Raw genomic sequence first — 20,992 nt, 5'->3', positions numbered from 1 at the left:
TTGTCAGCGGTGGTAGCCCGGCTGCACATTCTGGATGTGCCAGACACCATGGTGTCCGTGCCAACCTGGCTGCGCCTCCGGGGCGGGATGTGCCTGCACCGTCGGGGCGGCCTGGTGAGGATCGGACGGGGTTGAGGACGCCGCGTTGGCCATCCCGGCCAGGCCCAGGGCCGCGCCGCCGATGATTCCGGCCGAGACGACCGGCAGGGCGAAGTAGCGGGCGAACTTGCTAGTGGTGGTGTTCATTTCTTGAGTCCTCCTGTGTGAGTTAGCTTTTCGGCTTGTGCGTCGGTGTTCTCCGGCGATGACTCAAGAATGCCGTCAGCGGGCCGCGGTGTATGTCCGGCGATCGGACGGTCGACCGGATGAATCGCTTGTCCCCCGATCGGGGGAACTAGGCTCGCAACCGTGAGCCAAATACCGGCTATACAGCTCAACGACGGCGCCCTCGTTCCGCAGCTCGGATTCGGCGTCTACAAGATCGAACCCGAGCGGACGGCCGACGCGGTCACGACCGCACTCGAGGTCGGCTACCGCCACGTCGACACCGCCCAGATGTACGGAAACGAACATGCGGTCGGGCAGGCCGTCCGCGAGGCAGGGATTGACCGCGCGGATGTCTTCATCACCAGCAAGCTCAACAACGGCTTCCACAAGCCAGATGACGCCCGCCGCGCCTTCGACAACACGCTTCACGCGTTGGGCGTCGATTACGTCGACCTGTTTCTGATCCACTGGCCGTTGCCGACGCTCTACGACGGGGATTTCGTCTCGACGTGGCGGACACTCGAGGAGTTCAACAACGATGGGCGAGCCCGCAGCATCGGAGTGTCGAATTTCCAGATCACGCATCTGCAGCGGCTGGCCCGCGAAACCGACACCACGCCTGCGGTGAATCAGATCGAGTCGCACCCATACTTCCCGAACGACGAGGTGCGCGCCTACGGCAGGGAACACGGCATTGCGACCGAGGCCTGGGCGCCGATCGCACGGGGCAAGGTGCTTGACGATCCCGTGGTGACGCGCATCGCCCGTGCGGCGGACAGGTCACCGGCCCAGGTGGTGCTGCGTTGGCACATCCAGCGGGGCGACATCGTCTTCCCCAAGTCCGTCACGCCGCAACGTGTCAGAGAGAACTTCGCGCTCTTCGACTTTCAGCTCGGCGAGGCCGATATCGACGCACTCTGCGCGCTGGACAAAGGCGAGTCTGGCCGCACCGGCCCCCATCCCGACCGGTTCGACAACATCCAGACTTAACCCACCCGCGAGCGCGCGTGTCTGCGCGGCGACACGCCGCAATTCGCGAGCATTTCGTGCACGCTCGCGGCCGACGAGAGCCCGTAGAGTGCGGCCGGTGACGGCCTCGGACTTCCTGGAACGAACGCGCGACAGCTATGACCGCACCGCAGCGGTGTATGCCGAACGGTTCCACGACCATCTGCATGACAAGCCGCTCGACCGTGCGATGTTGACCGGGTTCGCGGGGCTAGTCGATCGCGACGGCGTCATCGCGGACGTCGGCTGCGGCACCGGTGCGACGTCGCGCATGCTCGCCGACTGCGGACCCAAGGTTGTCGGTATCGACTTGTCCCCCAACATGATCACTGAGGCGCGACGCCTCAACCCCGGGCTGCGCTTCCAAGTCGGGTCCATGACGGATCTGGACTTCGATGATGCCCAATTCGATGGAGTGTGTGCGTGGTACTCGGTGGTTCATATACCTGACGAGCAACTGCCACATGTGTTTTCGGAATTCCATCGGGTGCTGCGTCCCGGCGGATGGGTGTTAGTGGCATTCCAGGTGGGCGAGCAGCCCCGCGAGTTCAAGCAGGCGTTCGGCGAGGACGTGTCGTTGACCTTCTACCGGCGCCAACCGGACGCCGTCGCGGTGCTATTGGACGACGCGGGCCTGAACCCGTACGCGGGTTTGGTGCGTGAACCAAACGACGACGGCTTCGAATCGACGCCGCACGCCCATCTGATCGCGCAAAAACGGACGTTCAGCTAGCGCGAGTGACCGCTGAATGCCCGCATAACACGGCGTGTCGCCGTACAGACACGGGCACTCGCGGGGAAGGGCTACGCGGCGTCAGCCAACCGCTTTTCGCGGCGGCGTGCTCGCACTGCGGCGATGGCCGACTTGAGCCCACGGCGCTGACTCGGCTCGAGTTCGGCGAACATCCGCTCGCTGCGGGTCTCGGGCGCGTCGTCGGCGGTGTCGCGCAGGTACTTGTCCGGCAGCGACAGCTTGGCGATGGTCCGCCACGTCTTGCCGTACTGCAGCAAGAACGAGCCCGTCGTGTACGGCAGGTCGTACTTGTCACACACCTCGCGCACCCGCAGTGAGATCTCGTAGAGACGGTTGCTCGGCAGATCCGGATACAGGTGGTGTTCGATCTGGTGGCACAGGTTGCCGCTCATGAACCGCAGAACCGGACCGTTCTCGAAGTTGGCGCTGCCCAGCATCTGGCGCAGGTACCACTCGCCCTTGGTCTCGCCAACCATGTCGGTCTTGGTGAATTTCTCTGCGCCGTCAGGGAAGTGGCCGCAGAAGATCACCGCGTTGGCCCACACGTTTCGGATGATGTTGGCCACCGCGTTGGCCTTCAGCGTCGACTTGTAGGTCGCGCCGGGCGACAGCGACGTCACGGCCGGCCACGCGACGTAGTCCTTGACGACCTGATGCCCGGCCTTGACTCCGAACTCACGCACCCGCACCAGCGTCGCGTTGCGGTCGTCGCGGCCCTTGAAGATCTTGCCGAGCTCCAAGTGCTGAAGACCCACGCCCCACTCGAACAGAGTCGAGAGCAGGGTGTTGAAGAACAGGTTCAACAGGTTGAACGGCTTCCACTTTGTGTCGCGGGTAACGCGCAGGACGCCGTAGCCCACATCGTCGTCCATGCCGAGGATGTTCGTGTACTTGTGGTGCATGAAGTTGTGGGTGAACCGCCAGTGCTTGGACGCCCCACTCATATCCCACTCCCATGTCGAGGAGTGAATTTCGGGATCGTTCATCCAATCCCACTGGCCGTGCATGACGTTGTGGCCGATCTCCATGTTCTCGATGATCTTGGAAACGCCCAAGGTCACTGTGCCCGCCCACCACGCCGAGCGCCGCGAGCTCGCGGCCAGCATCAGCCGGCCCGCCACCTCGAGCGCACGCTGGGCGGCGATGGCGCGACGGATATAGCGCGCGTCGCGCTCACCGCGGGAGTCCTCGATGTCCTGCCGGATTGCGTCCAGCTCGTAAGCCAGATTCTCGATGTCGGCGTCGGTCAGATGCGTAAACGCCGGAACGTCAGTAATAGCCATAGTCAGCCTCCCCTCTCTATCCTCTACGCTACCGTAACCTACGGTTCCGTAGGTTACCAGTCAGTAAAGCTTAAACGTCCAGCACACAATCGCCCGATGCTGCGGAAATGCACGTCTGCACCCGGCTGCCCGGTTCCTTCTCGGCGCCGGTGCGCAGGTCGCGGACATGCCCCTCGAGCAGCCCCACCACGCATGACTGACAGATGCCCATTCGGCAGCCGAACGGCATGCGGATGCCGACCTGCTCGCCGGCGTCCATCAACGGCGTCGCGGCATCCACCGCCAGCTTCTTGCCGCTGCGCGCGAACTCCACTGTGCCGCCCTGGCCGTGAACGGCGGCTTTGGACACCGCGAACCGCTCCAGATGAAGGCGCTCCCCGATACCCGCGGCCGACCAAACCCGCTCCGCGGAATTGAGCATGCCCTCGGGGCCGCACGCCCACACCTGACGCTCGCGCCAGTCGGGGACCTCGTCGTCGAGCCGTGCGAGGTCCAGGCGGCCCTCTGTGCGCGTCGATCGCAACCGCAACCGATAACCGTCGTGGCTCTGCCCGAACTCGGCCAGTTCCTCGGCGAACATCACATCGGGTTCCGTTGGGGCCGAATGCAAGTGGACGATGTCGGTGATCTGGTCGCGACGGGCCAGCGTGCGCAGCATCGACATCACCGGCGTAATGCCGGAGCCACCGGTGATGAACAACACCGAGGCCGGCGCGGGGTCGGGCATCACGAAGTTGCCCTGCGGCGCGGCCAGCCTCACGATCGTGCCGGGCGCTACCCCTCCGACCAGGTGGGTCGACAAGAACCCCTCGGGCATGGCCTTGACCGTGATGGTGATGGTTCGCGCTCCCGTAACGGGACTCGATGTCAGCGAGTACGACCGCCAGCGCCAGCGCCCCTCGACCAGCACACCGATCCCGATGTACTGACCCGGCTGATAGTCGAACGAAAAGCCCCAGCCCGGCTTGATGACCAGCGTCGCGGAGTCGACGGTTTCGCGTCGCACCTCCTGCACCCGACCGCGCAGCTCGCGCGCCGACCACAACGGGTTCGCGAGCTTGAGATAGTCGTCGGGCAGCAGCGGTGTTGTCACGCGCCCGACGACCGTGCGCAGCGCGTTCCAGCCCGGGCGCCGGGTCGCCCCGGCGATGGTCGGCCGTACGGTGTCGGCGACGTTGGCCGAGACCTTGATGACGTTCTTGGCCATGAAACCTACGGTACCGTAACTTACGCTGCCGTATCCAGTCGTCAGAGCAATTCGAGCAGGAACGGCAGCTCTTGCGGCGCATACCACGCGAGATCGTGGTCTTGGGCATCGCCGACGATGAATTCCGCGTCCTCATCGCCCAGGTCCGCGGCGTCGACGGCCTCGATCGCGGGCACCACCGCGGGCTCGGCGTCGGCGGTGTCGACATAGGCGGCGATCACGTCGTCGTAGGAGATCGGCCCCGACAGCCGCACCACCGCGTCGTCGAGATCCGGGCGGGCCGTCGCATCGTCGACCTCGGCAACGACCACGGCGCGGCGCGGCGGCAAGCCGGAAGTGCCTTCACCGGCGAGCAGCCGCAGCGAGGCCAGCGCCGCGTCACGCAGCGCCACCTCGGCGAGCTCGTCCTCGTCGCCCTCGGCGTAGGACTCCCGCAGCATCGGCGTCACGGCAAACGCCGTGCCGCTGACGGCGCGCATCAATCGATCGGCGACGAGTTGCTGCAACATGGCGAGGGTCGCCGGAACGTAGACGCGCACGAGGCGAGATTAGCCGCTGGCCGGCGGCCCAGACGCGATCTTCAGCTCGGGACGCGCCCACCTCGAAGACAAGCAGCGTCTACTGCGCTGCTTCCAGCAGTTCGTCGATCGATTCGGCCAGCAGGGACGGCAACACGTCGACGTCGCTCATCGCGTCGCGATCGGCGTTGATGCCGAAGTAGAGCATGCCGTTGTAGGACGTGACGCCGATCGCGAGGACCTGGTTGCTCAGCAACGGCGGCACTGCGTATGTCTCCAGCAGCTTGGTGCCCGAGACGTACATCTGTTTCTGCGCACCGGGCACGTTCGTGATCAGGAGGTTGAACTGCCGCGCCGAGAAACTCGTCGCGACCCGAATTCCCATGGCGTGCAACGTCGGTGGCGCGAAACCCGACAGCGTGACGATGGTTCGCGCGTCGACAAGGCTGGCCGCGGTCGGATGCGATTCGGTGGTGTGTGCGATCTGCGACAGCCGCACCACCGCGTTTCCTTCTCCGACGGGAAGATCGACCAGAAAGGGTGAGACCTCGCTGATCGCCTGGCCGGGCCCAGTGGTGTCGAGGTCGGCGTCGGGATAGACCGACATCGGCGCCATCGCACGCACGGTCGTCGTCGCCGTGACAGGCTCACCGCGCGAGAGCAGCCAGTTGCGCAGCGCTCCCGCGACCACCGCGAGCACCACGTCGTTGACGTCGCAGTCGTACCGCGCCCGCACCATTCGGTAGTCCTCCAGGCGGTGGCTGGCCACGGTGAAACGCCGGTTGCGGGAGACGGTCGTGTTCAACGGGCTGCTCGGCGCGGTGCCGCGGGCCACCGTTCGCGCCACGTCGACGAACCGCCGCCCGACCTCGGCCAGCTGTCCGGCGTTGGTGGCCACGTCGGTCACCGCGGTGCGCACGGCTGCAATTTGATCGGCCGGTCGGGTGATCCATTCACCGACGGCCCCCAGCAGAAGTCGTCGGTCGCTCGGCTCACGAGCCGGGATCCAGATGTCCTCGCCGAACTCCGGCGGCTTCTGGGTGCGGTCGGCGATGACGTGTCCGATCTCCAGCGCCGTCATCCCGTTCACCAACGCCTGATGCGACTTTGTGTAGATCGCGATGCGGTTCCGGCCAAGGCCCTCGATCAGGGACATCTCCCACAGCGGCCGCGACTTGTCCAGCGGCCGGGAGCCAAGCCGCGCAATCAGTTCGTGGAGTTGCGCATCGCTTCCCGGCGACGGCAGCGCAGAGCGGCGGATGTGGTAGGTGATGTCGAAGTCAGGGTCATCGACCCACACCGGGCGGGCCAGCCCGAGCGCCACCTCGCGCACTTTCTGGCGGTAGCGCGGAATCTGCGGCAGTCGTTGTTCGACGGTGGCCAAAAGGGTTTCGTAGCTCAGCCCGTTGCGGGGCTTGCGCAGGATCGACAGCGAACCGACGTACATCGGGGTTGAGGTGTTCTCCAGGTGATAAAACTCCGCATCGGACGCCGACAGCCTGGTCACCATCGCGGCGCCACCCTCCCCTGATGCTTTGTCTCTTTCAATGAACCCCCCGGAGAGGTTATCGGCAGATTGCCGACCCCCGCATCACGGGTGCATGCGGCGTCCGCCGGACATGCGATCATGAAAGAGTCTGCGACTCTCCAGCAGATGCCGACCCCGTCGTGACGACCGCTGGAGAGCACCGATGACCGCAATCCCGATTCCGCCCGAGCCGACGTCCTTCATGTCGCCGGTCGTCGACTACGAGCCGACGCCCGTTGGCGTGACTGCATGTCCGCCGCCCTCCCCCGCCGCGCTGCACCGCCGCACCCCACGGCCCATTCGGTCAGTGGCGGCGCATCCGGTGCGCGAGCCGCAGCCATCGCATGAAGCGATCGTGTTCGCCGACGCGGCGTTGCGGCGGGTGCTCGAGGTCGTCGACCGGCGTAGGCCGATCGCACAACTGCGGCCTCTGGTGGCGCCCGCGCTGATCGACACCATCATTGCCCTGGCACGGGCGCCGCACACCGGGGCCGCCACGCTTCGGCGCGTCCGGTTGCGCATGGTCAACGACGAAGCCGCCGAGGTGTTCGCGACTTACACGCGCGGACAACGCCTGCGCGCCGTCGCCGCCCGCGTCGACCGGATCGGTGAGCGCTGGCGCATAGTCGCCTTGCAGATCGGCTAGCGTTACGCCGTGCAGGGAAACACCGTCAGCGTGGAACGAGTTATCAACGCCCCGGCGGCCGAGATCTTCGCGCTGATCGCCGACGCCGGAAAACATTCGGCCTTCGACGGGTCCGGCACGGTGGATCACTCGTCGGAAAAGTCTCAGCCGCTGGAGCTGGGCTCGACGTTCGGCATGTCGATGCGGGGGCGGCCCGAATCGTTCTTCTTGCCTTATCGCACCACCAACACCGTCATCGAATTCGAGCCCGACCGCCGCATCGCGTGGAAGACCACGGTCGCGGGAGGCCTTGTCGGCGGGCGCATTTGGCGCTACGAACTCGAACCGCGCGACGGAGGCACGCTGGTGCGCGAGACATGGGATCTGTCCCAAGACCGGCAACGTCCACTGCTCAAGATGGGCTCGATGCCAAAGCAGGCCGAGGACGGTATGCGCGCCACCCTGCAGCGGCTCGCCGCAATTCTGGAGCCGTGAGCTAGCGGCGCTTGGTGGACTTGGCCGCCCGGCGCGCAGCTTCGCGTCGCTCCCGACGAGTGCCTCCTCCGGTTGGTGAGGCGTGCTTGGGCCCACCACTGGACCGCTGCACCTGCGCGGACCCGTCCTCGGACGGACCGGTGTAGGTGAGCGGCGGCGCTTCGTCGTCAATTCCCTTGGCGCGCAACGCTGGTGCTGGCGGAGCCGGACGTTCCTTCGTCGCTAATCCTCCCTGGCCACCCTCTTGCGCCTGCGCGGCGGCCGCGGCGTCGGCGGCGAACTGGGCCAGGCCGGGAGGCGCGGCGACGGGTGCGACCGCGGGGGCCGGCGCCGCCTCGACCGTGACGTTGAACAGGAAGGCCACTGATTCTTCCTTCAGCGCGTCGAGCATGCCGACGAACATGTCGAAGCCCTCGCGCTGGTATTCGACGACCGGGTCGCGCTGCGCCATCTGCCGAAGGCCGATGCCCTCCTTGAGGTAGTCCATCTCGTAAAGGTGCTCGCGCCACTTGCGGTCGAGGACGTTGAGCAGCACGTTGCGCTCCAGCTGGCGCATCGCGCCCTCGCCGGCGATCTCCTCGAGCTGCTTCTCACGGTCGGCGTATGCCCGCTCGGCGTCGGCGATCAATGCGTCGAGCAGCTCTTGGCGCGTCAGCTCGCCGGGCTCACCGACGGCGTCGGTGTCGATCAGATCGTGGTAGTCGATGCCGACCGGGTACAGCTGCTTGAGCGCTGTCCACAGCGCGCTGAAATCCCAGTCCTCCGAATAGCCTTCGGCCGTGGCGCCGTCGACATATGCGACGATGACGTCGACGAGCATTCGGTGCGCCTGCTCGGCGAGGTCTTCGCCCTCCAGGATCCGGCGGCGCTCGGCGTAGATGACCTTGCGCTGCTGGTTCATCACCTCGTCGTACTTCAGGACGTACTTACGGGCTTCGAAGTTCTGCTGTTCGACCTGCGTCTGCGCGCTCTTGATTGCGCGGCTGACCATTTTCGCCTCGATCGGCACGTCGTCAGGCAGGTTGAGCCGGTTCAGCATCGCCTCCAGCGTCGCGCCGTTGAACCGGCGCATCAGCTCGTCGCCAAGCGACAGGTAGAACCGCGATTCGCCGGGGTCGCCCTGACGGCCCGAGCGGCCACGCAGCTGGTTGTCGATGCGGCGCGATTCGTGGCGTTCGGTGCCCAGCACATACAGGCCGCCCGCCTCGATGACGTCCTTGGCCTCATCGGCCGCCTCGGCCTTGACCTGGGGCAGCACCTCGTGCCAGGCCGCCTCGTAATCGTCGGCGGTCTCTATCGGGTCGAGGCCCTGGTCCCGCAGCCGCTTGTCGGCGAGGAAGTCGACGTTGCCGCCGAGCACGATGTCGGTGCCGCGGCCGGCCATGTTGGTGGCGACAGTGATCGCACCGAGACGCCCGGCCTCGGCGATGATGCCTGCCTCCTGCTCGTGGTACTTCGCGTTGAGCACGTTGTGCGGGATCCGGCGCTTCTGGAACTGGCGCGAGAGGTACTCCGAGCGCTCGACGCTGGTGGTGCCGATCAGCACCGGCTGGCCCTTTTCGTAGCGCTCGCTGACGTCGTCGACCACGGCGATGTACTTGGCCTCTTCGGTCTTGTAGATGAGGTCGGATTGGTCGGCGCGGACCATCGGCTTGTTGGTGGGGATCGGCACCACGCCGAGCCCGTAGATCTCGTGCAGCTCGGCCGCCTCGGTCTGGGCGGTGCCCGTCATGCCGGACAGCTTGTCGTAGAGCCGGAAGTAGTTCTGCAGTGTGATGGTGGCCAGCGTCTGGTTCTCGGCCTTGATCTCGACGTGCTCCTTGGCCTCGATGGCCTGGTGCATGCCCTCGTTGTAGCGGCGGCCGATCAGTACGCGGCCGGTGAACTCGTCGACGATCAGCACCTCACCGTCGCGGACGATGTAGTCCTTGTCGCGCTGGAACAGCTCCTTGGCCTTCAGCGCGTTGTTGAGGTAGCTGACCAGCGGCGAGTTGGCGGCCTCGTAGAGGTTGTCGATGCCGATCTGGTCCTCGACGAACTCGACGCCGAGCTCGTGCACACCGACCTGACGCTTGCGCAGGTCGACCTCGTAGTGGGTGTCCTTCTCCATCAGCGGGGCCAGGCGGGCGAACTCGGTGTACCAGTTCGACGCGCCGTCGGCAGGGCCGGAGATGATCAGCGGCGTGCGGGCCTCGTCGATGAGGATGGAGTCGACCTCGTCGACGATGCCGAAGTTGTGGCCGCGCTGCACCAGGTCGTCGAGGGAATGCGCCATGTTGTCGCGCAGGTAGTCGAACCCGAACTCGTTGTTGGTGCCGTAGGTGATGTCGGCGGCATATGCCGCGCGCCGCTGGTCGGGCGTCATCTGCGCCAGGATGACGCCGACATCCAGGCCGAGGAAGCGGTGCACGCGGCCCATCCACTCCGCGTCGCGTTTGGCCAGGTAGTCATTGACCGTCACGACGTGCACACCCTTGCCGGAGAGCGCGTTGAGATAGGCCGGCAGCACCGCCGTCAGCGTCTTACCCTCACCGGTCTTCATCTCCGCGACGTTGCCGAAGTGCAGCGCCGCCCCGCCCATCACCTGGACGTCGAAGTGCCGCTGGTCGAGCACCCGCCAGGCCGCCTCGCGGGCGACCGCGAACGCCTCGGGCAGCAGGTCATCGAGGACTTCACCGTTCTTGCCGTCGGCTGCTCGCTTTTTGAACTCCGCAGTCTTGGCCCGCAGCTCGGCGTCGGAGAGCTTCTCGACGTCGTCGGACAGGGTGTTGACATAGTCAGCCACCCCCTTGAGGCGCTTGACCATGCGGCCTTCACCGAGACGGAGCAACTTCGACAGCACGCTTTTCCCCTATGGGTTGGATTTCTTGAGCTCAACCCATGGTAGGTGACTTGCCGGCGGCCCCGGCCCCACGGCGTCAGGCCAGGCGGATCAGCCCGTAATCGTAGGCATGCCGGCGATACACGACGCAGGGCTTGTCGCTCTGCTTGTCGTGGAACAGAAAGAAGTCGTGGCCGACGAGCTCCATCTGGGAAAGGGCGTCGTCGATGGTCATCGGTGTGGCCGGATGCTCCTTGGTCCGGACGATGCGCCCGGGCTCGTGGTCCTCGTCGGCGATGCTATCCAGCTGGGATGAGACTTCACGGCCCGATGTGGGCGGCTCGAAGGCCTCGGGAGCGACCGCCGTGGCCTCGGCGAGCGAGACGGGCGTCTTGTCGCCGTAATGGATCTTGCGCCGGTCCTTGTGGCGCCGCAGCCGGCTCTCGAGTTTGCACACCGCCGATTCCAGGGCGGCGTAGAAGCTGTCCGCGCAGGCCTCGCCGCGGACGACCGGGCCGCGACCGCGCGCGGTGATCTCTACGTGTTGGCAGTTCTTGCGTTGACGCCGGTTGCGTTCGTGGTCCAGCTCGACGTCGAAGAGGTAGATCGTGCGGTCGAATCGTTCCAGGCGTGACAGTTTTTCTGAGACGTAGATGCGGAAATGGTCGGGAACCTCGACGTTGCGGCCCTTGACGACGACCTCGGCGTTCGGCGCGGGTTCAGGCGTCTCGTCCTCGATCACCATTGTGCGGTCTGTGTCCACGGATTGGCTTGACATGCTTGGCAACTCGTTTCTCTCGCGGAGTCGCACGCTTGAGCGTGCCCGGCTATTTCTTCGGATTCGCGCTGGCGGGTCTGCATGTCCCAGATGTCGCATCGCCCGCCGGTGCAAGGTGTCGACTACTCACCTCCTACCGCTTGTAGCGATGCTGGCGCTTCTTGGCTGAGCGCCGCCGTGAGTCATTCACGGGTGGTTGGTGCCGACGGTAGTCCGTGTTCACCCGGTCGTGCCAGTAAATTCGCGGACCCGTTTTCAGTTCTTCACATCGGATTGATCGGACAGATATCGCCGAAGCCCTCACGCATTGGCGATCGCAAGCACGGCGACCACCCGGGCGCCTGCGGCGCCAAGCACGCGGACTGATTCGCTGGCAGTGGCGCCTGTGGTGACGATGTCGTCGACCAGCAGGACATCACCGCGGACGGGCTTGGTGAGCCTGACCCGGCCCGTGATGTTGCGCTGGCGCTCGGCCCCGGACAGGCCGACCGAGTCGCGGGTGAATGCTCTTAGCCGCAGGGCCGTGATGACGACGACGCCTTCAGTGGCGGCGGCCAGCGCAATGCGGGTGACGGGGTCTCCGCCGCGCCGCCGTGCGGCGGATCGGCGGGTCGGTGCCGGCACGACGGTCAACGGTGTGTCGAGCACGCCCCAGGTGAGGAGCCGCTGAAGCCCTGCTCTCATGGCTGTGGCGAGAGGCCGAATCAGGTCGGCGCGGCCGTGCTCCTTGACAGCGACGATGGCTTCGCGCCGCGCCCCGGCGTACCGACCAAGCGACAGCACAGGTACGCCGGGATCGATCCGCGGATTGATCAGGCGCGGCTCGTCGGGCTTGACCTTCAATTCTTTGGCGCAGGCGGCGCACCATCGTGTCGACGGCGCGCCGCATCCACCGCACTGCAGCGGGAGGACAAGGTCAAGCATGTGACGAGTGTGGTCTCTGCGACCGACAGCGAGCGGCTTTGGCTTGCCAGAGACAGGTGCGCACGAGTGTGTTGTAAACGTTTTGGTCGTGATCGAGTCCGATACTCCAGTCCGCGCCGGGCCGCGACGTGCCGTCAGGCTGATTGAAGTACGCGTTGAGCGCACCGTTCACCGAAACGGCCCACTGCTTATCCATCGCGGCTCGTCGAGCGTCAGCCCAGGACGATCGAATCGCCTTGGACGGTGACGGGCTTTGCCTCGAGCGGCTTTTGCGCCGGGCCGTTGGCGACCGTGCCGTCCAGGTTGTACTTGCTGCCGTGACACGGGCAGTCGATCGTTCCGTCGGCCACCTTGTTCACCGTGCAACCCGCGTGGGTGCAGATCGCGGAGAAGCCCTTGAAGACCCCCGCGGACGGCTGCGTCACGACGACCTCGTCGACGATCACCCCCGACCCCACCGGCACATCGGACGTCTTGGCGATGACGTTCGCGGCGGGCGCCGCCGGTCCGCCGGTCGCCGGCGCCGCCGCGGTCGTCGCGCTCGGTTCGCCCGTCGCCTCGGGCTTCTTGCCGTACGTCGAACAGGCCGCCACCACGGTGGCGACCAAGCCCAGACCGGCGCCGAGCAGCACCTTCTGACGGGGAATGCGCAGATCTTGGATATTCAATGGAAACCTTTCCCCTGCTTGTTTGGTCAGAACGTAATTCCGTTGGTCTGGAAAAACCACAGCGCCGAAGTCAGCCAGACATACACCAGCCCGAAGAACACCAACCCGCCGGCGATCGGAATCACCCATCCCCGAAGGCCTTTGCGCGTCAGCAGCAGCATTTTCGTGACGAACGCGCCGTAGAAGAAGCAGCCGAACAGCGAATGGAACAGCACCCGGTTGTCATACGACTCGAAGCCCAGCGCGTACAGGCAGTGCACTGCGACGGGCACGCTGGCGAGCACGGCCAGCCGTCCCGACCACACGTGCGCGGTGCCGATCCACGACGGCGCCTTTCCGCCCGGAATCAGCCGGTACATCGCGAACGCGGATGCGAGCTGGAACAGCGCCAGCACGATGGCCAGTGTCGCGAGCCATGACTTCACCGCCAGCCCGCTGGAGAATCCCGCAATGTTGATTGAAAAGAATTGCGGCTCATGCACTTTGCCGAACAAGCCGAGCCCGACAGCGACGAGCGCGCCAAGCACGACGGCGACGAGTACCGCTACGCCGCTCGATGACCTCGTCGGTGTGGCCGTCGTCGGCGCCTCAGCGTCAGACATCGCTATCCCCCTCCACGCGATTCGCGACAACCGGGCGGCCATTGATCACCGAGTTTCGGTCAACAGACAGACCGGGCGCCGGTCCGGTGGTTCCGTCGGGTTGCCGTTGCACGCCGGTCACGCCACCGTTTTGGTCGATGATCCAGCTGCTGCGAGTGCCTGCTTGGTCGTACACATACAGCCCGGCGGGGGGCTGCGCCGCGTCAGCGCTGAAGTCCCAGTGCTTTTCACCGATCCACAACGTGCCGACGACGGCGCTGCCCTGGAGGTGGCCTTCGAGCTTGCTCGACTTGTCCTTGCTCGCAAGGCTGACCGCACCGTTCACCGCGCTGCCGCGCAGCCACGACTCGATCGTGTTGCCGTCGCACGCGTAGGCGATTGCCTTCTCGCCGTCGACGGTGATCTCGAGCGTGATCGTGCCGTTGGCTGTGGGGATCTTGCCGACATAGTCGGCCTTGGCCGGAAATGCCGGCGGCGGTGGTGTGCTCGGCGCGGGCGGGACAGGTGCAGGAGTAGCGGCCGCGGTCGTGGTCGACTGCGCGGCCGGGTAGCCCGGCGGCGCCTTGTCCGGCTCTTGGGAGATGTTGACGAGCAATATGCCGGCCCCGAGCACCGCGACGGCGCCAAGGGTGAGTAGTGGACCGCTGATCTTCATCGTCAACTCCTGGTTGTGTCGAGCAAACACCGTTCAGCGATGTTTTGTCTCCACAACGGGTGATGCCGGGAGTTGGTTCAGTACAAATTCACCGAAGTGTTCGCCTCAGCCGGGTAACACGGGCAATGCGCCGGCGACCATCAACGGCCGCACCTCGGCCCACGCCGGGTCGTTCTCGGCCGCCGAGCCCGACAGCTGTAGCACGCCACGTTGGTCGGCGACGTACACCGTCGACGGGTTCGCCGCGACCGTCGTCACCGGCATCAGCAGGTTGCGGCTCGGACCGTCGGAGTTCACGCCGTCGAGGTTGACGTAGGACACCGGGTGCTGCGGATCGGTGCGGGTGACGACGATGTCGTCGCCGGTGCGCCAGGACAACGACACCGCGGTGTTGCCAAGGCCGAAGCCAAGGCGACGCGGATAGGTCAACACATAGCCCCCGCCGGGGGTCTGTTCGACACTCGCCAGGATCACCCGGCCCTCGATGACCATCGCCGCACGCGTCCCGTCGCGCGAGAGCTGCAGTTCGGCGATCGCTCCGGGGAACCGCGCCGCCACCGGCGCGGAGTCGACGGGGATGCGGGCGGGCTGTCCCGATGCGTCCTGGATCGCCCGCACGACGTTATTGCCGTCGACCACCACCCAGACCGCGTCGTCGAGCGACCAACTCGGCCGCGACAACGTACGCCCCTCCATCGCCTGCGAGGCATTGCCGCCGAGCGGGCCGACCCACAGCGACGACGCCATGTCCGGCGCACCGGGCCGCAGCGTCACAATCGACGCGACCTCCTGCCCGCTGCGCGACACCGCGGCGGCCGTCTGATTGGACGTCTGGCCGAACGATCCGGCGATCCTCGGCGCACGCTGACCATCCAGCGATACCAACGAACCACCCACCAGCGCGTGTAGGCCCGCGGCGGCTCCCTCGAATGCGCCCGGGTCCGTTGCGGCGACGTCCGAGGTCTCCCAGCCGTCGGCGAACCGGTCGTCGAGCGCTGCCCCGTCGGCGTTGATCACGTACGGCCCATTGAGGCCCGCACGCGACAGCGTCCAAATGATCTGTGCCGCAAGCAGTTGCCGGCTGTGAGGATCCGTCGTCGCCAGGTTCTCCAGGTCGATGCGCGCGCCGCCGTAGCCGCGGCCCACCCCCGTCTTACCGCCGTCGGCGCGCGTCACCGGACCGCGCAATTTCAGCGGCGGCCCGAGGAGGTTGCGCACCGTGTTGGCCATCTCCGGACGCGGACCGATGATGAGCTTGCTGACCAATTCGGTGGCCAACTGATCGGGATCGGACACCGCGACGTAGCGCGGGTCGGGGACGACGGTCTTGCCCGTCGGATCGGCGAAGTAAAGCGTGTTGCGCTTGTACGTCGACTGAAACTGTTGCCAGTCAAGGAAAACCCCGTTGGGCAGCCGGTCGATACGCCAGCCGCCGGGTGTCTTCACCAGGTCGATCGGGCCGGGATCGGGCAGTGCACCCTCACCCGTCTCGAACACGCCCATATCCGACAGCGAGCCAAGGATGTCGGCACGCATGTTGACCGACACCCGGTCGGGGCCGCGGGTTTCGACGAACACCACGTTGTCGATCAGCAATGCGCTGCCGGCGTCGTCCCAGCCACGTGACGCGGATTCGGTGAGGAACTGTCGCGCAGCCAAGTGCCGGTTGGCCGGATCCGCTGTGGCCTTGAGGAATTCACGCAGCAGCACATCGGGATCCATACCCGGTGTCGGCTTCGGCAGACTCGGCGGCGCGGGACGGTCGACGGTGCCGATCGCTTGAGGCGCCGACGAGCTTGGTACGCCGGCGCACCCAGCGAGAGCGAACACCAGCAGCCAGACGGCCACCAGGAGGCGTTTCACACGGTCTCCTGGGCCGGTTCGCGTTCACGAGAAGGACGACGCGGCGGCCGTTCGCGCCCAACGGGTTTCAGCGGCAGCGGGCTGGTCGTCACCTTGTGGCCGCGCACCAGCGGAAGCGTCAGCCGGAAGCAGGCGCCCTTGCCGGGTTCGCCCCACGCCTCCAGCCGGCCCTGGTGCAGGCGGGCGTCTTCGATGCTGATCGCCAGCCCGAGCCCGGTGCCGCCGGAGCGGCGCACCCGCGACGGATCCGAACGCCAGAATCGGGAGAACACGAGCTTCTCCTCGCCGGGGCGTAATCCGACGCCGTAGTCGCGGACGGTGACCGCGACGGTGTCTTCGTCTGCGGCCATCCGAATCCGCACGGGTTTGTGCTCGGCGTGGTCGATCGCGTTCGCGATCAGGTTGCGCAGGATGCGTTCCACCCGCCGCGGATCGACCTCCGCGATCACCTCGTCGGCCGGCATGTCGACGATGAGCTCGACGCTGGCATCGCCCGCGAGGTGCCCGACGTTGTCGAGCGCGCTTTGCACCGTCGACCGCAGATCGACCGACTCCACCGAGAGCTCGGCCACGCCGGCGTCGTGACGCGAGATTTCCAGTAGGTCATTGAGCAGCGTCTCGAACCGGTCGAGCTCGTTGACCATCAGCTCGGTCGAGCGCCGCAGCGCCGGGTCGAGGTCCTCGCTGTGGTCGTAGATCAGGTCGGCGGCCATGCGCACGGTGGTCAGCGGCGTGCGAAGTTCGTGGCTGACGTCGGAGGTGAAGCGGCGCTGAAGGTTGCCGAACTCCTCGAGCTGGGTGATCTGGCGCTGCAGGCTTTCGGCCATGTCGTTGAACGACACCGCCAGCCGGGCCATGTCGTCCTCGCCGCGCACGGGCATCCGCTCGGACAGATGCCCTTCGGCGAACCGTTCGGCGATCCGCGACGCCGAGCGCACCGGCAGCACGATCTGGCGGGCCACCAGCAAGGCGATCGCCGCGAGCAGACCCAGCAGCACCACACCGCCGGTGGCCATGGTGCCGCGGACCAGCGCGATGGTGGATTCCTCGTTGTTCAGCGGAAAGATCAGGTACAGCTCGAGATTCGTCACCGGCGACGACGTCGGACTGCCGACGATCAGCGCCGGGCCGGAGAAGCCGTCGGTGCGCACGGTCGCGTACTGGTAGCTGACCTGGCCGGCCTTGACGAAGTCGCGCAATGCCTTTGGCACCTGCTGCACAGGGCCCGCTGCGGTCGCCGCGCGCGGGCCGTCGCCGGGCACGACGAGCACCGCATCGAACGCGCCCGCAAGGCCGGCGCCGGAATCGGCCTTGCGGTCGATCAGGGTGTTGCGGGCCAGTTGCAGGCTGCTGTCGAGCGAACGGGTTTCCTCACCGCCGACGATGCCGGACACGGTGTTGCGGGCGCGGTCGACCTCTTCGGTGGCCGCGCGGACCTTGACTTCGAGGATTCGGTCGGTGATCTGGCTTGTCAGCACGAAGCCGAGCACCAAGATGACGGCAAGCGAGAGCCCCAGCGTCAACGTCACGACCCGCAGCTGCAGTGAGCGCCGCCAGGCAAGGCCCATCGCTCGACTTAACGCACCCAATCCGCGTAGTAGTGGTGCCGAACGCCGATGAATGCGTCTCCTCGAGCTCCAGATCACGGGGGTCCGGCCTTGTATCCCACTCCTCGAACAGTCAGAACAACTTGCGGGTTCTCAGGATCTTTTTCAACCTTGGCCCGCAAACGTTGGACATGCACGTTCACCAAACGGGTGTCGGCGGGGTGGCGGTACCCCCACACCTGTTCGAGCAGCACATCACGAGTAAACACCTGCCGCGGTTTGCGCGCCAACGCCACCAACAGGTCGAATTCCAGAGGCGTCAGGGAAATCTGCTCGCCCTGCCGGGTGACCTTGTGGGCCGGGACGTCGATGTCGACATCGTGGATCGACAGCATCTCGGCGGGCTCGTCTTCGTTGCGACGCAGCCGGGCACGCACGCGGGCGACGAGCTCCTTCGGCTTGAACGGCTTCATCACGTAGTCGTCGGCGCCCGATTCGAGCCCGAGCACGACGTCCACGGTGTCCGTCTTGGCCGTCAGCATCACGATGGGAACACCGGAGTCGGCGCGCAGCACACGACACACGTCGATGCCGTTCATGCCGGGCAGCATCAGGTCGAGCAACACCAGATCGGGCCGCAGCTCGCGGACCGCCGTGAGAGCTTGCGTGCCATCGCCGATGACCGCGGTGTCGAAACCTTCCCCGCGCAGCACGATGGTGAGCATCTCGGCGAGCGAAGGGTCGTCATCGACGACCAGAATCCTTTGCCTCATAGAGTCCATGGTGTCACCAAAACGCGATAAAACGCCGGTAGCACACCCGCGAGTCGGCTATTGACCCAGGTCTGCGGTAAGCCTGGCCGGATCTACGTCCGACGCGACGACCTGCCAGGAGCCGCACCAGTTCGTGGCCGCAAGCGCGGCGTAGACCTCCCCGGTGCGGCGCTGCAGGCCGTCGTCGCGTTCATAGGAGTCCTTGGCCCGGTCGGCTTCGGTGGCCGCGCGGTGTTCGGCGCGTTGGGCGGCCAGCTCGGCGGGGACGTCGAGCAGCACCTGCCGGTCCGGCTTGGGTAGCTTGAGGCGCTCGTACTCGAGGTCGCGAATCCATGCGACGACCTCGCCGTCGGCGCCCTGGTGCAGCCGCGCCGCGCTGTAGGCGGCGTTGGAGGCGACATAGCGGTCGAGGATGACGACGTCATACGCGGCGTTGAGGTGGCCGATCTCCTCGCGTGCACCGGCGCGGTCCAGGGCAAACAAGACCGCCATCGCGTACACCGACTCGGACAGATCGCCGTGAGCGCCGTGTAGCGCCTCAGCCGCGAGATCGGCTTCGACCGAATGCCCATAGCGCGGGAATGCGAGGGTGGCGACGGACTTGTGTGCGGCTTCGAAGGCCGCGCGAAGACCATTGGTCAGCGTCCGCTTGCCGGCGCCGTCGACTCCCTCGATGACGATGAGCACGCGGCGAGCCTAGCGTGAGGCGCGACGTACTCGTAGCTGCCGCGAACGCCGCGCGGCAGGGAGGAACGCCGGCTTGCTGTGAGCGCTGACTGAATCTCCTGTGGAACAGCTTGGCACGAGCACGCGCGGCCGCGGCCTGGCCGCAAACTGTCAACCATGACGTTGTCTCGGGTTGTTACCACGGTGTGCGGCGGCGCGGTTATCGGTGCTGTGTTCATCGGCGCCCCACTCGCCCACGCCGAACAGGACCCAGCCGCCAATCCGCCCAACTGCAGCGCCGCCGATCTCGAAGGTGTGCGTGCGGGTGTGTCGGCGTCGACATCGGCGTACTTGTTCACTCATCCGGATCTGAACGATTACATGACGAGCCTCAAGGGTCTGTCGCGCGAGCAAGTCGCCGCGAAGGTGAAGGTCTACATGGCCTCGCACCCGCAGGAGCAGGCGGACATGGCCGGTATTCGCCAGCCGCTGGTCGACATCAAGGACCGCTGCGGCGCGCCGCCGAGTCCCTAGAACTCCCCGCAGTTCGGAGTCGTCGGTAAGCCGTTGAACCGCGCCGCGATCCACTGCATCGCCCGCTCCCCATCGACCAGCATCGGCAGCGCGTGGTTCACCACAAGTTTGTTCATGAACGGCGGTTCCTCGTTCGTCCAGAACTCGACATCCGCACCCTGCGCACACCAGTCGCGGCCCAGCTGATTGGCTCCCGTCCACGGCACCAACGGGTCATACCGGTTGCTCAGAATCATCACCGGCGCATTGGGTTTGAACCGGCCGATCTTCTGCATGTCGAACAGCGTCCTGAACGGCTCCTGGTTCACCAGTTGAAGGATGTCCTGATTGAAGTACGGCTGCAGATGCCGAAACATGAACTTCGTGATCGTCTCCGCGATGCACTGGTCCTGCACTTTGTTCAGCAGATCCTCCCCACGCGGCGTCAGCGTCCCCCGAATCGCCTCCTCGAATTCCGGGTATGTGGTGATGACGGAATTGAGCGCATAGCCGACGACGCCCACCAGCGCGCTGCCGTCGGCATACGGAAACAACTCCCTCAAATCCGCCGGCGGCGCCCCCGCATACGTCCCCACCACGTGAAGGTCCGGAGCGTACGACGACGCCAACTCCGCCGCCGACGCCGCAGCGCCCCCGCCTTGCGAATAACCCCAAAAGGCAACCGGCCCATGCCGATCCAGCGACGTTTCGGGAAGTCGCATTGCCGCACGGCCCGCGTCGAGCATCGCATTGCCCTCCGCGATCCGGTTCACGTACGTGTGCAGGCCCGGCGTGCCCAGCCCCTGATAGTCGGTCATCACGATCGCGAAGCCGCGCGCGACCATCGTCGAGACGAACAGCTCTTCGTAGTTGAACGCGACGTCCAGCCATGGCGACCAGTGGATGCCCTGGTTGAACTGGCGCGACGGCGCGCACTGGTCGCCCTGGCCCTGGGTGCCAGGCCCATAGACGATCAGCGGACGCGGACCTTGCCCCGGCCAGTCGTTGTACGGCTCGAAGTAGGTGCCCGTCACCGCCATCGGGTTACCGCGAGCGTCGGTGCTGCGGTACATGATTCGCGTGCCCGTCGCCATGATGGCGCCGAGCTGACCCGACGGTTCGAGCACCAGCCTCGACGGCTCGGTGCGGATCAGGTCGCCGGGCTGGCCGGGCGGCAGCGGGTCCGGCGGCGTATAGAACCCGGTGTACTCGTCCTCGTTGAAGTACGCGTCGTGGCTGTCGTTACTGGGGTCGGCCTTTGCTGGCGGACTTCCGAAAGTCGTTGCTAGAACGAAAAGTACAGCGACGACGAACCCCACGAAACCCCGACCCACCCGCGGACCGTAACAGGTCCAGTATGCCCGACGGGGCGTTTCTTACTTACCGGTAAGGTCGACCCGCTGGGCCAGCAAGCCCGTAGGAACGCGAAACTGCGGACAGATCGCGATTCTCGTTATTTCGCGATCTGCCCGCAGTCTCGACGGCTAGAGATCAGTA

21 protein-coding genes are annotated in these 20,992 nt (G+C 66.0%); 5 read left to right on the top strand and 16 right to left on the bottom strand.

The genetic code is table 11. From position 1 onward, the window contains the following. Positions 1-3: 3 nt before the first annotated feature. Positions 4-246, bottom strand: coding sequence for a hypothetical protein (locus VJV41_RS21670; RefSeq protein ID WP_325337093.1), 243 nt, complete (start codon positions 244-246; stop codon positions 4-6). Positions 247-408: 162 nt separating this feature from the next. On the opposite strand from VJV41_RS21670, the gene VJV41_RS21665 reads away from it, so the two are divergent. Beyond that, complete coding sequence (locus tag VJV41_RS21665) at positions 409-1,257, top strand: aldo/keto reductase (protein ID WP_325337091.1); 849 nt, start codon at positions 409-411, stop codon at positions 1,255-1,257. A 97-nt stretch (positions 1,258-1,354) separates the two neighbouring features. Continuing rightward, entirely contained in the window at positions 1,355-2,008 is a 654-nt protein-coding gene (locus tag VJV41_RS21660; RefSeq protein WP_325337089.1) for a class I SAM-dependent methyltransferase, read from the top strand. A gap of 71 nt (positions 2,009-2,079) precedes the next feature. Here the strand turns inward: VJV41_RS21660 and VJV41_RS21655 are convergent, their stop codons facing one another. From VJV41_RS21655 to VJV41_RS21640, 4 genes are all read right to left on the bottom strand, one after another. Beyond that, entirely contained in the window at positions 2,080-3,312 is a 1,233-nt protein-coding gene (locus tag VJV41_RS21655) for a fatty acid desaturase (RefSeq protein ID WP_325337087.1), read from the bottom strand. A gap of 70 nt (positions 3,313-3,382) precedes the next feature. After that, positions 3,383-4,519 (bottom strand): ferredoxin reductase, encoded by a 1,137-nt coding sequence (locus VJV41_RS21650; RefSeq protein ID WP_325337085.1) that lies wholly within the window; start codon positions 4,517-4,519, stop codon positions 3,383-3,385. A gap of 41 nt (positions 4,520-4,560) precedes the next feature. Continuing rightward, positions 4,561-5,058: a DUF6912 family protein gene (locus VJV41_RS21645; protein WP_414685020.1), complete on the bottom strand. Its 498-nt coding sequence runs from the start codon at positions 5,056-5,058 to the stop codon at positions 4,561-4,563. A gap of 79 nt (positions 5,059-5,137) precedes the next feature. Further along, entirely contained in the window at positions 5,138-6,547 is a 1,410-nt protein-coding gene (locus tag VJV41_RS21640) for a wax ester/triacylglycerol synthase family O-acyltransferase (protein ID WP_325337083.1), read from the bottom strand. A gap of 181 nt (positions 6,548-6,728) precedes the next feature. On the opposite strand from VJV41_RS21640, the gene VJV41_RS21635 reads away from it, so the two are divergent. After that, the gene (locus VJV41_RS21635; RefSeq protein ID WP_325337082.1) at positions 6,729-7,211 is read left to right on the top strand and encodes an Rv3235 family protein; all 483 of its coding nucleotides are present in this window, start codon (positions 6,729-6,731) and stop codon (positions 7,209-7,211) included. A 9-nt stretch (positions 7,212-7,220) separates the two neighbouring features. Beyond that, positions 7,221-7,685 carry an SRPBCC family protein gene (locus VJV41_RS21630; RefSeq protein WP_325337081.1) on the top strand — a complete coding sequence of 155 codons (465 nt, stop codon included), beginning with the start codon at positions 7,221-7,223 and terminating at the stop codon, positions 7,683-7,685. A gap of 1 nt (position 7,686) precedes the next feature. Here VJV41_RS21630 and secA read toward each other — a convergent pair whose 3' ends face one another. The 10 genes from secA to VJV41_RS21580 form a co-directional block, all read right to left on the bottom strand. Beyond that, positions 7,687-10,527, bottom strand: coding sequence for a preprotein translocase subunit SecA (gene secA / locus VJV41_RS21625; RefSeq protein WP_325337080.1), 2,841 nt, complete (start codon positions 10,525-10,527; stop codon positions 7,687-7,689). Positions 10,528-10,603: 76 nt separating this feature from the next. After that, positions 10,604-11,251 carry a ribosome hibernation-promoting factor, HPF/YfiA family gene (gene hpf / locus VJV41_RS21620; RefSeq protein ID WP_325337079.1) on the bottom strand — a complete coding sequence of 216 codons (648 nt, stop codon included), beginning with the start codon at positions 11,249-11,251 and terminating at the stop codon, positions 10,604-10,606. 333 nt (positions 11,252-11,584) lie between these two features. Continuing rightward, the gene (locus tag VJV41_RS21615; protein ID WP_325337078.1) at positions 11,585-12,208 is read right to left on the bottom strand and encodes a ComF family protein; all 624 of its coding nucleotides are present in this window, start codon (positions 12,206-12,208) and stop codon (positions 11,585-11,587) included. A 212-nt stretch (positions 12,209-12,420) separates the two neighbouring features. Next, positions 12,421-12,876: a Rieske (2Fe-2S) protein gene (locus VJV41_RS21610; RefSeq protein WP_325337076.1), complete on the bottom strand. Its 456-nt coding sequence runs from the start codon at positions 12,874-12,876 to the stop codon at positions 12,421-12,423. Between the two features lie 26 nt (positions 12,877-12,902). Further along, positions 12,903-13,478: a DUF6529 family protein gene (locus tag VJV41_RS21605; RefSeq protein ID WP_325337074.1), complete on the bottom strand. Its 576-nt coding sequence runs from the start codon at positions 13,476-13,478 to the stop codon at positions 12,903-12,905. Continuing rightward, on the bottom strand, positions 13,471-14,133 hold the full coding sequence (locus VJV41_RS21600; RefSeq protein ID WP_325337072.1) for a hypothetical protein: 663 nt from the start codon (positions 14,131-14,133) through the stop codon (positions 13,471-13,473). The genes VJV41_RS21605 and VJV41_RS21600 overlap by 8 nt, the downstream gene beginning before the upstream one ends. Before the next feature lie 105 nt (positions 14,134-14,238). Then, complete coding sequence (gene lpqB, locus VJV41_RS21595) at positions 14,239-15,984, bottom strand: MtrAB system accessory lipoprotein LpqB (RefSeq protein WP_325337110.1); 1,746 nt, start codon at positions 15,982-15,984, stop codon at positions 14,239-14,241. Positions 15,985-15,992: 8 nt separating this feature from the next. Continuing rightward, complete coding sequence (gene mtrB, locus VJV41_RS21590; protein ID WP_325337070.1) at positions 15,993-17,642, bottom strand: MtrAB system histidine kinase MtrB; 1,650 nt, start codon at positions 17,640-17,642, stop codon at positions 15,993-15,995. Then, positions 17,639-18,325 carry a two-component system response regulator MtrA gene (gene mtrA, locus VJV41_RS21585; protein WP_325337068.1) on the bottom strand — a complete coding sequence of 229 codons (687 nt, stop codon included), beginning with the start codon at positions 18,323-18,325 and terminating at the stop codon, positions 17,639-17,641. The genes mtrB and mtrA overlap by 4 nt, the downstream gene beginning before the upstream one ends. A gap of 48 nt (positions 18,326-18,373) precedes the next feature. Then, entirely contained in the window at positions 18,374-19,003 is a 630-nt protein-coding gene (locus VJV41_RS21580; RefSeq protein ID WP_325337066.1) for a dTMP kinase, read from the bottom strand. Between the two features lie 156 nt (positions 19,004-19,159). Here VJV41_RS21580 and VJV41_RS21575 point away from each other — a divergent pair, with 156 nt between their 5' ends. Beyond that, positions 19,160-19,516 (top strand): heme-binding protein, encoded by a 357-nt coding sequence (locus VJV41_RS21575; RefSeq protein WP_325337064.1) that lies wholly within the window; start codon positions 19,160-19,162, stop codon positions 19,514-19,516. Here VJV41_RS21575 and VJV41_RS21570 read toward each other — a convergent pair. Next, entirely contained in the window at positions 19,513-20,829 is a 1,317-nt protein-coding gene (locus VJV41_RS21570; RefSeq protein WP_325337062.1) for a lipase family protein, read from the bottom strand. The two genes, VJV41_RS21575 and VJV41_RS21570, sit on opposite strands and share 4 nt — an antisense overlap. Positions 20,830-20,992 lie beyond the last annotated feature (163 nt).

Source organism: Mycobacterium sp., from assembly GCF_035274705.1.
GTDB lineage: Bacteria > Actinomycetota > Actinomycetes > Mycobacteriales > Mycobacteriaceae > Mycobacterium.
This window is presented reverse-complemented; position numbering and strand designations above follow the sequence as displayed.

Bases quoted from the DNA above. Each gene is read 5' to 3' on its own strand.
- VJV41_RS21670 (WP_325337093.1), bottom strand. From the start codon at position 246: ATGAACACCACCACTAGCAAGTTCGCCCGCTACTTCGCCCTGCCGGTC.
- VJV41_RS21655 (WP_325337087.1), bottom strand. From the start codon at position 3,312: ATGGCTATTACTGACGTTCCGGCGTTTACGCATCTGACCGACGCCGAC.
- VJV41_RS21650 (WP_325337085.1), bottom strand. From the start codon at position 4,519: ATGGCCAAGAACGTCATCAAGGTCTCGGCCAACGTCGCCGACACCGTA.
- VJV41_RS21640 (WP_325337083.1), bottom strand. From the start codon at position 6,547: ATGGTGACCAGGCTGTCGGCGTCCGATGCGGAGTTTTATCACCTGGAG.
- VJV41_RS21635 (WP_325337082.1), top strand. From the start codon at position 6,729: ATGACCGCAATCCCGATTCCGCCCGAGCCGACGTCCTTCATGTCGCCG.
- hpf (WP_325337079.1), bottom strand. From the start codon at position 11,251: ATGGTGATCGAGGACGAGACGCCTGAACCCGCGCCGAACGCCGAGGTC.
- VJV41_RS21615 (WP_325337078.1), bottom strand. From the start codon at position 12,208: ATGCTTGACCTTGTCCTCCCGCTGCAGTGCGGTGGATGCGGCGCGCCG.
- VJV41_RS21605 (WP_325337074.1), bottom strand. From the start codon at position 13,478: ATGTCTGACGCTGAGGCGCCGACGACGGCCACACCGACGAGGTCATCG.
- VJV41_RS21600 (WP_325337072.1), bottom strand. From the start codon at position 14,133: ATGAAGATCAGCGGTCCACTACTCACCCTTGGCGCCGTCGCGGTGCTC.
- mtrA (WP_325337068.1), bottom strand. From the start codon at position 18,325: ATGGACTCTATGAGGCAAAGGATTCTGGTCGTCGATGACGACCCTTCG.
- VJV41_RS21575 (WP_325337064.1), top strand. From the start codon at position 19,160: ATGACGTTGTCTCGGGTTGTTACCACGGTGTGCGGCGGCGCGGTTATC.